The organism is Mesorhizobium sp. W067 (assembly GCF_054719525.1).
Map to the genome: position 1 here is coordinate 24,065 of NZ_JBTTII010000001.1, position 11,396 is coordinate 35,460.

At 63.3% G+C, this 11,396-nt stretch carries 14 protein-coding genes; 6 read left to right on the top strand and 8 right to left on the bottom strand.

Features of this window, described 5'->3' with window-relative positions; all coding sequences use genetic code 11:
- The first annotated feature begins 1 nt into the window (after position 1).
- The 5 genes from ACYG97_RS00100 to ACYG97_RS00120 are packed head-to-tail and all read left to right on the top strand — an operon-like array spanning position 2 to position 3,617.
- Positions 2-490, top strand: a complete 489-nt coding sequence (locus ACYG97_RS00100) for a DUF3830 family protein (protein ID WP_023732250.1) — start codon at positions 2-4, stop codon at positions 488-490.
- Positions 491-844: a TIGR04076 family protein gene (locus tag ACYG97_RS00105; protein ID WP_023732249.1), complete on the top strand. Its 354-nt coding sequence runs from the start codon at positions 491-493 to the stop codon at positions 842-844. It begins immediately after the preceding gene.
- The gene (locus ACYG97_RS00110) at positions 841-1,896 is read left to right on the top strand and encodes an aldo/keto reductase (protein ID WP_023732248.1); all 1,056 of its coding nucleotides are present in this window, start codon (positions 841-843) and stop codon (positions 1,894-1,896) included. The genes ACYG97_RS00105 and ACYG97_RS00110 overlap by 4 nt, the downstream gene beginning before the upstream one ends.
- A complete protein-coding gene (locus ACYG97_RS00115) occupies positions 1,893-2,321 on the top strand; it encodes a hypothetical protein (RefSeq protein ID WP_023732247.1) in 429 nt (142 codons plus the stop codon). The genes ACYG97_RS00110 and ACYG97_RS00115 overlap by 4 nt, the downstream gene beginning before the upstream one ends.
- Before the next feature lie 36 nt (positions 2,322-2,357).
- A complete protein-coding gene (locus ACYG97_RS00120; RefSeq protein WP_023732246.1) occupies positions 2,358-3,617 on the top strand; it encodes an ABC transporter substrate-binding protein in 1,260 nt (419 codons plus the stop codon).
- 81 nt (positions 3,618-3,698) lie between these two features.
- Here the strand turns inward: ACYG97_RS00120 and ACYG97_RS00125 are convergent, their stop codons facing one another.
- Genes ACYG97_RS00125 through ACYG97_RS00150 form a run of 6 tightly spaced genes read right to left on the bottom strand, consistent with a single transcriptional unit; the run spans position 3,699 to position 8,525 of the window.
- Positions 3,699-4,718 (bottom strand): LacI family DNA-binding transcriptional regulator, encoded by a 1,020-nt coding sequence (locus tag ACYG97_RS00125; protein WP_023686961.1) that lies wholly within the window; start codon positions 4,716-4,718, stop codon positions 3,699-3,701.
- Positions 4,715-5,506, bottom strand: a complete 792-nt coding sequence (locus ACYG97_RS00130) for a transporter substrate-binding domain-containing protein (RefSeq protein WP_023732244.1) — start codon at positions 5,504-5,506, stop codon at positions 4,715-4,717. Before ACYG97_RS00130 ends, ACYG97_RS00125 begins: the two co-directional genes overlap by 4 nt.
- 11 nt (positions 5,507-5,517) lie before the next feature.
- A complete protein-coding gene (locus ACYG97_RS00135) occupies positions 5,518-6,444 on the bottom strand; it encodes an isoaspartyl peptidase/L-asparaginase (protein ID WP_023732243.1) in 927 nt (308 codons plus the stop codon).
- A 2-nt stretch (positions 6,445-6,446) separates the two neighbouring features.
- Positions 6,447-7,181 carry an amino acid ABC transporter ATP-binding protein gene (locus tag ACYG97_RS00140; protein ID WP_023732242.1) on the bottom strand — a complete coding sequence of 245 codons (735 nt, stop codon included), beginning with the start codon at positions 7,179-7,181 and terminating at the stop codon, positions 6,447-6,449.
- Position 7,182: 1 nt separating this feature from the next.
- On the bottom strand, positions 7,183-7,854 hold the full coding sequence (locus tag ACYG97_RS00145) for an amino acid ABC transporter permease (RefSeq protein ID WP_023732241.1): 672 nt from the start codon (positions 7,852-7,854) through the stop codon (positions 7,183-7,185).
- Entirely contained in the window at positions 7,854-8,525 is a 672-nt protein-coding gene (locus ACYG97_RS00150; protein ID WP_023695231.1) for an amino acid ABC transporter permease, read from the bottom strand. Before ACYG97_RS00150 ends, ACYG97_RS00145 begins: the two co-directional genes overlap by 1 nt.
- Positions 8,526-8,703: 178 nt before the next feature.
- On the opposite strand from ACYG97_RS00150, the gene ACYG97_RS00155 reads away from it, so the two are divergent.
- The gene (locus tag ACYG97_RS00155) at positions 8,704-8,880 is read left to right on the top strand and encodes a hypothetical protein (RefSeq protein ID WP_023692240.1); all 177 of its coding nucleotides are present in this window, start codon (positions 8,704-8,706) and stop codon (positions 8,878-8,880) included.
- 12 nt (positions 8,881-8,892) lie between these two features.
- Here the strand turns inward: ACYG97_RS00155 and ACYG97_RS00160 are convergent, their stop codons facing one another.
- Both ACYG97_RS00160 and ACYG97_RS00165 read right to left on the bottom strand, forming a co-directional pair.
- Entirely contained in the window at positions 8,893-9,996 is a 1,104-nt protein-coding gene (locus ACYG97_RS00160) for an alcohol dehydrogenase family protein (RefSeq protein WP_023732239.1), read from the bottom strand.
- 8 nt (positions 9,997-10,004) lie between these two features.
- Positions 10,005-11,384: an aspartate aminotransferase family protein gene (locus ACYG97_RS00165; RefSeq protein ID WP_023726287.1), complete on the bottom strand. Its 1,380-nt coding sequence runs from the start codon at positions 11,382-11,384 to the stop codon at positions 10,005-10,007.
- Between the last annotated feature and the right edge of the window lie 12 nt (positions 11,385-11,396).

Genomic DNA, 11,396 nt, shown 5'->3' on the forward strand with positions numbered 1-11,396 from the left:
CATGCCCAAGCCCGCCATCGGCATCACAGAACCACGCTCGAAGCTTTCCGTGACGGCGCTGCTATTGCCCGAAAAGGCGCCGGAGAATGCCGCCTTCCTGCTGGCGTATCTGGCGCAGCCACGCATCATCCCAGGCATCCATGCGATGTGGACAGGACCGGAAATCTCGTGCCCGGTTCCGTCAGCCGATCTCCACGGCCAGGCCTATGCCCAGTCTTTGCCACCGGAGAATGCAACGCTGACGCCGCAGCCCGGCGATGTCGTGCTGTCCTATGTGCCGCCACGCGTGTGGGGCGGCAATCCCAATGCCATCTTCGATATCGGCCTGTACTACGGGCAGGGGGCGCGGCTGCTGTTCCCGATCGGCTGGCTGGCCGGCAGCGTGGTCGCGCAAGTGCTTGCCGGAGAGCGCGATCAGTTTGCCGCCGCCTGCGGCGTCATCCGCCGCAACGGCGCCTGTGACATCACCTTCAGCCTGGTGGAGGCCTGAATGGCCGACGACAGTTTCGAACTCTTCGATCTGCGCGTCGAAGCGGTCATCCCCGAGGGCAAGCCGGTCTATTGCGGCGCCAGGGCCGGGGACTATTTCGAACTCAAGGGCGAAATGCTGTCGCTGCCGGCGGGGCAGGGTTTTTCGATTTATTCGATCTCCGCCGTGTTGCCGCTCCTGGCGGCAAAGCAGCGCCCGACGCATGCAAATGACTGGATGACCTCGGATGCCGAGATCGCCTGTCCCGATCCCAATTGCGCCAGCCGGCTCCGCATTGTCAGGCTTGCCAAGCGGCGGTTCAGCCATGCCGAAACCACAGCGGTGCCGCTGCCGAAGGAGACCGACAAAAGATGAGCGCCAGGACGATCGAACTCAGCCCCGGCTATACGATCTCGCGCGTCATCCGTGGCGGCTGGCAGCTCGCCGGTGGCCATGGCGCCGTCGACCGCAGCCAGGCGGTGACCGACCTGATCGCCACTTTCGATGCCGGCATCTGGACCTATGACTGCGCCGACATCTACACCGGCGTCGAGGAACTGATCGGCGCCGCGCGCCTGCGGCTGGCCGGCGAGCGCGGTCTCGATGTCGCGGCCAGGATGAAGGTGCACACCAAGCTGGTGCCGGACCTCGAACGACTGGCAGGCATCAGCCGCGACTACATCAGGGGCATCGTCGATCAGTCGCTCCGCAGGCTCAAGACGGAGCGGATCGACCTCGTGCAGTTTCACTGGTGGGATTATGACCAGTCTCGTTACGTCGAGGCGATGGGTTGGCTCGACGAGCTTCGGCTGGAAGGCAAGGTGCGCAATCTCGGCACCACCAATTTCGATACGTCGAGGCTCGCCGAAATCCTCTCCGCGGGCATCCCGCTGGTCAGCCAGCAACTGCAATATTCAGTGCTCGACCAGCGGCCGGCAAACAGCCTTGCGGGCCTTGCCGCTAAGAACGGTGTCCGCTTCCTCTGCTACGGCTCGGTGGCGGGGGGCTTCCTCAGCGACAAATGGCTTGGCGTGGCCGAGCCCTCCACGCCGCTCGAAAACCGCTCGCTGGTCAAATACAAGCTGATCATCGACGACTTCGGCGGCTGGGAGCTGTTCCAGTCCTTGCTCAAGGCGCTGAAAGCCGTCGGCGATCGCCACGGCGTCGACATCGCCACCATCGCCTCGGCATGGGTGCTCGAGCAGCCGCAGGTCGCGGCCGTCATTGTCGGTGCGCGCAACCAGGCACATGCGCTGGCCAATACGAAAATCATGGACGTCGCGCTCGACGCCGACGATCGCGCGCGGATTGCTGCCGCCATCGCACAAGGCACCGGCCTCGCGGGCGATGTCTACACGCTGGAGCGCGACCGTCACGGCCGCCATGGCTCGATCATGCACTACAACCTCAATGCGGGGAAGAAATGAGCGGCGAGCCCTCCCTTTTTTCGCGTGCCAGCGCTGAAATCGTCGACCTGCATCGCTTCTTCGTCGACTGGTTTGTCGTCGCGCGAGCCGACGCTGTGGAGTTCGGCCGCTTCGAAACTGTCATGGGCGAAGGCCTCACCATGGTGGCGCCGAATGGCCAGATCCTCGATCGCGACGCGGTCGTAGATCATGTCCGGACAAGCCGCGCCACTTGCGACGACGGTTTTGCCATATCGATCGAGGACATCAGGCCGGGTTGGCAGGACGCGGACACGATCGTCATCTTCTACATCGAGGCGCAACTGCGCGCCGGCAAGCACAGTCGCCGGCAGTCCAGTGCGGTCTTCACCACCAGTTCATCGGCACCAAACGGCGTCGAATGGCGGCATCTGCATGAGACCTGGCTGCAGGCGCCGGAAGGCTGAACAGGCAAAAGTTCAAACAAGAAAAGGGGAACGGCAATGAAGAAGACGATACTTCAAATCACCACAGCACTGGCTCTCGTGACGATGGCCGGCGCCGCACACGCAGCGGACTGCAAGATCACCGTCGGCCTGGTCATGGAGCTCACCGGTCCGGCCGGCGAATACGGCCAGGCCGGCGCGAAGTCCGTCGAAATGGCCTTCCGCGACATCAATGAAGCCGGTGGCGTACGCGGCTGCGATCTCGCAACCGACACGCGCGACAGCCAGAGCCAGGGCAATATCGCGGTCGATGCCGCGACCCAGCTGGTACAGGTCAAGAAGGTGCCGGTGATCATCGGCGGCATCATCTCCTCGGTGTCGATCCCGATTTTGACCTCGGTCACCGGGCCGGCCAAGATCGTGCAGGTGTCGCCGGCTTCGTCCTCGCCGACGCTGACCGCCCTTGGCCGCGACGGCAAGACCAACGGCATCTTCTTCCGCACCATCACGTCGGATGCGCTGCAAGGCGTGGCCGCCGCCAAATACGCCATCGACAAGGGCTTCAAGAAACTGTCGATCATCCATGTCAACAACGACTTCGGCGTCAACATGGTGGCCGAATTCTCGCGTGCCTACAAAGCGCTCGGCGGCACCATCGTCTCCGACACGCCCTATAATGAAAAGCAGTCGAGCTATGCTTCGGAAGTGACGGCGGCGATGGGAGGCGAGCCGGACGGACTCTACCTCGTCAGCACGCCGGTCGACGGCGCAACGGTCGCCCGCACCTGGATATCGCAGGGCGGCGTGCAGAAATTCCTGCTCAATGACGGCATGAACAGCCCGGACTTCATCGAATCCGTCGGCGCCGATTATCTGAAGGATGCCTATGGTACCTCTTCCGGCACCAGCCCGACGGCATCCACCGACTATTTCCTGAAAAACTACAAGGAGTTTTCGGGCATCGAACCGTCGAACCCGGCAGCCGACCGTTCCTATGATGCCGGCGCCATTGTCGGTCTCGCCATTGCCATTGCCGGCTCCGAGGATCCAGCCAAGATCAAGGATGCCATGTACAAGGCGGTCGATCCGACCGGCACACCGATCTATGCCGGCAAGGACGAGTTCGCCAAGGCGCTCGGCCTGATCAAGGACGGCAAGCCGATCCGCTATGAAGGCGTCATCGGTCCGGTCAGCTTCGACAAATATGGCGACATCACCGGTCCGTTCCGGCTGTGGAAGATCGTCGACGGCAAGGTGACGACCGACGGTGAAATGACAACCGACGACGTCAACGCGCTGCAGGCGAAATTGCAGTAGGCGCCGGTACATTGTCCGGCGCGATCTCCGTTCGATCTCTGGGAGATCGACGCCGGACAAGCAGTCCAACATCGGCGCTAGTTACGCGGTCAAGCGCGAAATCAGCCGGGTCAATATAACGACAGGCGGCTGGCCGGGCATGAAGACCTGCGGATTGGAGAGGGCGCCGACGATATGACCCACATAGTCTGATTTGTCGTAGCCGATTGACGATATCGGGTAGGCGTCGAAATTGGTCAGGGACACATTGTCGAAGCCATAGAGGCGGAAGCGGCTGGGCCGGTTGTCGGGGAAATCCGCCCGGCAGACATCCAGAACACCCATGGCCATCGCGTCGGACGTACAAAAGACCGCATCGGGACAGCCGCGTCCCGTCAGGCCGGCGGCTGCCGCATAGCCCGACTCGTAGGAATAGTCTCCCTGGACCGTCTGCAGCAGTTCAATTCCATGATGCCGGAACGCTTCGAGGTAGTGGCCGATGCGCAGCTGTTCGACCCGCGAGGACGAACGGCCGGTCAGCAGGCTGGCCGTGCGCGCGCGCTTGGCCGCCGCATCCGCCACAGCCTCGGCGATGCCGACGCCTTCATCGGGAATGACGGTGGGTGACAGATCGTCATGCAGTCCGTTCAGCATGATGACCAGGTCCGAGCGAAACATGCGCCGCACCGTCGCTGCATCGGCAAAGTCGGAGAACACCACGGCGGCATCGACATGATAGGCAACGCCGTTGCGCAGAAAATCCTCGACCCCTTCCGCCGAGCCGATGCGGATGAGGATGACCTGCTTGCCGATCGACTGGATTGCGTCGAGCAGCCGGTCGAACAGGTCGAGATCTGAAAGGTCGTGAATGTGGTTGACCACGACGGCAACCAGATTGACGGTCTTGGTGGTCAGGCTTTGCGCCAGGAGATTGGGTTTGTAGCCGAGCTGCGCGGCGGCCTGCACGACACGTTCGCGTTTGTCCGCCGAGACCGGTCGCGGTCCGCTCGACAGCGCACGGCTGGCCGCGGCACGCGACACGCCTGCCAGCCGCGCGACATCGGCGATCGTTGCGACAGCGCCTCGAGTGTGCGCCGATCGGTTACCGGTAGTGGGTGTCACCACAGCGGGTTGAGCGCCGGCGGGTTGGAGTCCGGCCCCCACCACTTCTTGTAGGTCGTCTCATAGGTGCCCGACTGGATGAAGTCGGACACGAACATGTCGAGCCAGCGGACGAATTCGGGATCGCCCTTGGCGACCGCGATGCCGATCGGATCGTTGGAATAGAGGCCAGGCAGCGTCACCAGGCTCGGTGTCTTGGTCGCGAGGTAATCGAGCAGCGAGGAATCCTCGATCGCCGCATCGACGCGCTTCTGTTGCAGCTGCAGAACCCCGTCGGGCGCGAACTGGTCGACATAGACGAGCTCTGCTTCCGGCACGGCCGCCTTGAGGAAGGTTTCGCCCGTGGTGCCGCGGCCGACGACAACCTTCTTGCCGGCGAGCCCCTTGAGGTCGGTTATCCCGGCATCCTTCTGGACGATGACGCGCAGCCCGGCCCGGTTGTAGGGGATGGTGAAGTTGACGGTCTTGGCCCGCTCGAGCGTTGCCGAGGTGTTTGCGACCGCGACATCGATCTGTCCCGACACCAGCATGGAAATACGGGCATCGCCCGAGACGTCGACGAACTCGACCGGCACCCCGAGCTTTTGCGCCAGCAGCGTCGCGACATCGACATCGTAGCCGACAGGGTTGTTTTGTGCATCGCGAAAGCCGATCGGCTCGCCGCCGAGCGATACGCCGATGCGAATGGTGCCGCGTGAGCGGATGTCGTCAATCACGCCGGCAAGGGCCGGAAAAGCCGAACCGGCCACGATGGCCAGCGCGGCGAAGGCACGCAGTACGGTTTTCATGGTTCCTCTCCTTATTTTCTAGTGACACGTTTTGCTGCCCGCAATTCGGGTGCGGGCATGGAATCCTTCCAGAGCCAGTAGCGGACCTCGCCCTCGCATCTGAAATTCACCACCTCGTGGTTCTGCTCGGCGTCGACGGCGTGGATGACCACTCCGGCCAGGAAGCCGGTGTCGAGTTCAGCCAGTTCCTCGACCGCCAGCGCGACCGCATCCGACAAGGATCGGCCAAGCTTCATGGCCAGCACGACGGTCCGTGCGGTCGCACAGCGCATCGTCATCTCGCCGGTATGGGTGCAGGCCGCCGCACCATAGCGGCTGTCGGCGTAAAAGCCTGCGCCGGGAATGGGAGAATCGCCGAGCCGGCCCGGATATTTCCAGGCCCAGCCCGAGGTCGAAGTCGCTGCATGGATGCCGCGCCGCGGATCCGCCGACAGGAAGACGGTGGTGTCGCGGACGCGCTCGGGATCGGTTATAGTACGGCTGAGCGGCGCCAGATCGATATCGGGGAATTTCGCCAGCTGTTGCGGTGTGAGTTCCTGTTGCAGCCGCTCCCACCAGACGCGCTTGCTGTCCTCGAACAAGACTTCGTCTTCGGCAAAACCGATTTCGCTGGCAAAGCGCCGCGCCCCTTCGCCGGTCAGCATCACATGCGGCAGGCGCTTCATTACCTGCTGCGCCAGGGCAGCGACCGCCAAGGTCCTTGGCACGGCGCCGACTGAACCGACCTCTCTTGTATTGCCGTCCATGACGCCGGCGTCGAACTCCATCTCGCCCAGCATGTTCGGCCAGCCGCCATAACCGACGCTGCGAACCTTGACCTCTTTCTCCACCATGCCGATGCCGGCAACCATCGCGTCTAGGCTGACGGCGCCATCGCGCAGCATTTGCACCGAGGTTTCGAATCCCGGCCATGCTTCGTTGTTGGCTAACAGCAGCATTCCTATTCCTTGCGCATCTTGGAGAGAAACTGCGCAACCCGCGGCTGCGCCAGGCCGCCGTCCGCGGCGAAGAAACGATCCGTTGGCAGATCGACCACCAGCCTGCCCTTGTCGAGGAAGACGATGCGGTTGGAAATCTCGCGCGCGAATACGATCTCGTGGGTGACGAACAGCATCGTCGTGCCTTGCGCGGCGAGCTTTGCCAGGATGGCCAGCACCTCGGAAGTCATTTCCGGGTCGAGCGCGCTGGTCACTTCATCGAGCAGCAGATAGCGCGGCTGCATGGCGAGCGCCCGGCAGATGCCGACACGCTGGCGCTGCCCGCCCGACAACTGCGCCGGGTAGGCGTTGGCCCGATCGGCGAGGCCGACGGACTCGAGCAGCTTGCGCGCCAGCGCCTCGGCCTCAGGGCGCGGCATCTTCAGCACCTCGATCGGGGCGAGCGTAATGTTCTGAAGCGCGCTCATATGCGGATAGAGGTTGAACAGCTGGAAGACGGTGCCAGAGCGCTTGCGCGCCTCGGCCAGCTCCTTCGGCTTGCTGACATCGAAATCGTCGACCGTGATGCGCCCCGACTTCAGCTTTTCGAGGCCGTTGATGCAACGGATCAATGTCGACTTGCCGGACCCTGACGACCCGAGGATCGAGACCACTTCGCCGGGCGCGATCGTCAGGTCGACGCCGTCCAGCACAGTGACCTCGCCGAACGCTTTGTGCACGTTTTCGATCTTGAGCATGTTAAAGCCCCCGCCAGGCGCTGTGCGCCCGCAGGCGGTTTTCAAGACGCTCGCCAAGCAGGGCGACCAGCTTTGCCGCGCCATAGTAAAGCAGCCCGACGACGGTCCAGACCACGAACGGCTTCAAGGTCCGCATGTTGAGGATGTGGCCGATCTTGGTCAGGTCGACGACGCCGATGACAGAAATCAGCGACGTCACCTGAAGCTGGTTGACCAGCAGCGCGACGAGCGGGCCCACGGCGAAGGCGGCAGCCTGGGGCGAAACGATATGGCGCAGGACCTGCCACCGGGTCAGGCCGAAGACACGCGCGGCCTCGACCTGCTCGCGTTCGATCGACTCGACCGCCGAGACCGCGATGACATAGACGAATGCCGCGGTGTTCGCCGACAGAGTGATGGTCGCTGCGGTGACCGGCGTCACCCTTATATGCAACAGCGCCGGCAGGCCGAAGAACACCAGGAACAGCTGCACCAACACCGGCGAGTTCTTCAACAGCTCCGACAGGAAGGTGACGACCTGGGCCAGAACCGGCACACGGTAGAACCGCACCAGCGCCCAGCTCAGGCCAATCAGCAGTCCGATCAGAGAGGTGACGAGAAACAGCGCGACGTTGGTGCCGAGACCTTGCGCCAGCAGGATCAGGTCGTAGGAGGTGAAATCGCTGAACCGCATCAGCCGACCGCCTCCATCATGTCCCGATTGAGATGGCGGTGGAGCAGGGTGACGCCCAGCGAAACCAGATAAGTCAGGGCCGCATAGGCACAGAGCAGCACCACATAGACCTCGAAGGGCCGATAGGTCTGCGAGACCACGATCTGGGCTGAGCCGGTGAGCTCGTTGAGCGTGATGGTCGAGAGGATCGAGGACGTAAGGATCATGTTGATGAGCACGGATCCGAGCGGTCGCACGGAGGTGCGCAGCGCAATCGGCAGCACGATGCGGGTAAAGATCTTGCGCCTGGACAGGCCGCTCACTTCAGCGGCGTCGATGATGCCCTGGTCGATGGCGAGGATGCCGGCTCGAATGATGTCGGAGGCATAGGCGCCGCCGGCAATGGAAAGCGCCACGACGCCGGTGGTGAAGGCGTCGATGTAAATGCCGAGCTCGGGCAGGCCGTAATAGAAGAAGAACAGCTGGACGATGAACGGCACATTGCGGAAGAGATCGACGTAGACGAAGGCGATCCGTCGAAGCAGTGCCGAGGCGGAGGTGCGTGCGATCGCCACCAACGCGCCCATGACGACGCTTCCCACCAGCGACAGCGCGCAAGCCGCCGCCGTAAGTTCGGCGCCGCGCGCCAGAAAACCCAGATGCGGGAGCAGAATGGACAGATCGAAATGCACCGGCGATCCCCAGTGAAACCGGTTTCACTCTTTTGGCTTTCGCCTCGTCTGTCAAGATGCAGGGTCTGGTTGCCGGCCTGTGGCTTGCATTCGTTGCGATGATTCCGGTTCGCCTCATGCGCGCTATGTCTCAAGCGCCGGCAATTCGCCGCCGGCTTTCAGCTCGAGGACGCCGCCTATGCCAGCCGCGCGTCGCCGCAATCCCTCGGCCATGGCGGCTGGGGGCGGCGCCCTCGATTTTGCCGATCCCGGCGCCGGTGTCGGATTCGGCTACGTCACCAACCGCATGCTGGGTTTCGACGACGTCGATCCACGCCGCAAGGTGTTGATTGATGCCGTTTACGACGCGCTCTGACGTTGGGAGCCGTTATGCGCGGATGTTCCACATGGCGTCCGGCACAACCACCAGCTTGCCGACGAAATCCTTGGCGATGAAGTCGGCCTGCGCCTTGTGGAAATCGGACAGTTTGTAGACACCGCCGACCAGCGGCCGGATTTTCTTCGCTTCGATGTATCCAACGATGCGGCGGAAGTCGGCGCGCGTCCCCTGGCTCGATCCGTGCAGTTGCAGCTGCTTCAGATACATGGTCCGGAGATCGAGCTGCACAACCGGACCGGCAATCGCGCCGGCGGTGGTGTAGCGGCCTTCAGGTCGCAGGATGCGCAGCAGGTCGTTGAAGATCGCGCCGCCGACGAGATCAGCGACCACATCGATCGGCTGGTCGCCAGTGGCTTCATTCACGGCGGCGGGAAGATCGGCAACCCCACGGGTAATGACCGCTTCGGCGCCGATGTCGCGCACCGCCTGCTCCTTGCCCTTGCCGACGACCGCATAGGGAATGGCGCCGCGCGCCCGCGCCAGCTGCACGATGCCGGAACCGACGCCGCCTGAGGCGCCGGTGACCAGCACGCGTTCGCCGGCTTTCAGCCCGGCGCGCTCCAGCATCTGTTCGCCGGTGAGGTAGGCGCAGCAGAAGGTGGCGAGTTCGACGTCGCTCATGTCAGTATCGACGAAATGCGCATTCTCGCCCGGCACCGTCTGGTACTCGGCGTACCCGCCGTCGCGACCGTGGCCCATATAGTCAATGTCGGCGAGGGAATCGTCGTCGCGGTTGTAGATCGAAAAATCGACCATTACCCGTTCGCCGATACGGCCCGGGGAAACGCCTTCGCCGACGGCAGCGATGGTGCCGACCGTGTCGGTGCCCTGGATGCGCGGGAAGGTAAGCGTGTTGCCTTGCCGCCGCCACGTCGACACGGCGGCAGCGTCCTCCTCCGTGCCATAGGCGCCCTGGCGTACCCAGACATCGGTGTTGTTCATACCGCAAGCGCTGACCTTAACCAGCACCTCGCCGGCGGCAGGCACAGGCACTTTCACATCGCTGCGATAGACGAGCTTTTCCGGCCCGCCATGCCCGGTGAGCAGCACGGCGGCCATGGTGGCGGGGAGGGTCTTGGTCATGGCATTCATGGTCGATCTCAGAGATTGGAAAACACGCTGTTGACGGCATCGGCGGTTTTCGAAACGACGATGTCGGCTTCCTCACGCGTCAGGCAGAGCGGCGGCGCGAAGCCTAGTATGTCGCCCTGCGGCATGGCGCGGCCGATGACGCCGCTGGCGGCAAGTGCTGTCGCCACTTGCGGCCCGATCTTGAGCGAGGCGTCGAAGAACACCCGGTCGTCCTTGTCGGCGACAAATTCGACCGCCGCCAGCATGCCATCGCCGCGCACGTCGCCGACGTGTCTGTGCCCGCCGACAGCCTTGGTCAGTTCGGCGCGGAAATAAGCGCCGGTCTCACCGGCGTTCGTTACCAGGTCCAGTTCGTCGATCAGTTCGAGATTGGCGACACCTGCGGCGACGCAGATCGGATGCGCGGCATAGGTCCAGCCATGGCCGAGCGAACCGAGCTTGTCGGAGCCCTGCACCAGCACCTGCCACATCTTGTCGGCAACGATGACACCCGACAGCGGCGCATAGGCCGAGGTCAGCCCCTTTGCGATGGTGATGAGGTCCGGCTTGATGCCGTAATGGTCGGAGCCGAACATGGTGCCCAGACGGCCGAAGCCCGTCACCACCTCGTCGGCGACCAGCAGCACGTCATACTTCTTCAGCACCGCCTGGATCTTCTCCCAGTAGCCGGCCGGCGGCGGCACGATGCCGCCAGTACCGAGGATCGGCTCGCCGATGAAGGCGGCGACGGTTTCGGGACCTTCGGCCAGGATCATCTCTTCAAGCTTGTCGGCGCAATGCTGCGAGAACTGCTCCTCGCTCATCGAGCGGTCGGCGCGGCGGAAATAATAGGGCGCCTCCGTGTGCAGGACCGGCGCGCGCGGCAGGTCGAAAGCGTTGTGGAACAGGTCGAGCCCGGTCAGTGATCCCGTCATCACGCCCGAGCCGTGATAGCCGCGCCAGCGCGAGATGATCTTCTTCTTCTCCGGCCGTCCCAGCACATTGTTGTAGTACCAGATCAGCTTGATGTTGGTCTCGTTGGCATCCGAACCCGAGAGGCCGAAATAGACCCTCGACATGCCCTTCGGCGCGCGGTCGATGATCATCTTGGCCAGCGTGATCGAGGCCTCGGTCCCGTGGCCGACATAGGCGTGGTAGTAGGCGAGGTTCTTCGCCTGGGTGGCGATCGCGTCGGCGATCTTCTGGCGGCCATAGCCGACATTGACGCAATAGAGACCGGCAAAGGCATCGATGCTCTTCCTGCCATTGTTGTCCCAGACGGTGACGCCTTCGCCGCCGGCCATGATGCGGGTCGGCGATTCACCCCGCGCATGCGTGCCCATATGGGTCGAAGGATGGAAGAAGTGGTCGCGATCCCAGGCATTGAGTTCGTTGGATTGGTCGAGCATTTTTTGACTCCT

Bases quoted from the DNA above. Each gene is read 5' to 3' on its own strand.
- ACYG97_RS00100 (WP_023732250.1), top strand. From the start codon at position 2: ATGCCCAAGCCCGCCATCGGCATCACAGAACCACGCTCGAAGCTTTCC.
- ACYG97_RS00105 (WP_023732249.1), top strand. From the start codon at position 491: ATGGCCGACGACAGTTTCGAACTCTTCGATCTGCGCGTCGAAGCGGTC.
- ACYG97_RS00110 (WP_023732248.1), top strand. From the start codon at position 841: ATGAGCGCCAGGACGATCGAACTCAGCCCCGGCTATACGATCTCGCGC.
- ACYG97_RS00115 (WP_023732247.1), top strand. From the start codon at position 1,893: ATGAGCGGCGAGCCCTCCCTTTTTTCGCGTGCCAGCGCTGAAATCGTC.
- ACYG97_RS00120 (WP_023732246.1), top strand. From the start codon at position 2,358: ATGAAGAAGACGATACTTCAAATCACCACAGCACTGGCTCTCGTGACG.
- ACYG97_RS00130 (WP_023732244.1), bottom strand. From the start codon at position 5,506: ATGAAAACCGTACTGCGTGCCTTCGCCGCGCTGGCCATCGTGGCCGGT.
- ACYG97_RS00135 (WP_023732243.1), bottom strand. From the start codon at position 6,444: ATGCTGCTGTTAGCCAACAACGAAGCATGGCCGGGATTCGAAACCTCG.
- ACYG97_RS00140 (WP_023732242.1), bottom strand. From the start codon at position 7,181: ATGCTCAAGATCGAAAACGTGCACAAAGCGTTCGGCGAGGTCACTGTG.
- ACYG97_RS00145 (WP_023732241.1), bottom strand. From the start codon at position 7,854: ATGCGGTTCAGCGATTTCACCTCCTACGACCTGATCCTGCTGGCGCAA.
- ACYG97_RS00155 (WP_023692240.1), top strand. From the start codon at position 8,704: ATGCCAGCCGCGCGTCGCCGCAATCCCTCGGCCATGGCGGCTGGGGGC.
- ACYG97_RS00160 (WP_023732239.1), bottom strand. From the start codon at position 9,996: ATGAATGCCATGACCAAGACCCTCCCCGCCACCATGGCCGCCGTGCTG.
- ACYG97_RS00165 (WP_023726287.1), bottom strand. From the start codon at position 11,384: ATGCTCGACCAATCCAACGAACTCAATGCCTGGGATCGCGACCACTTC.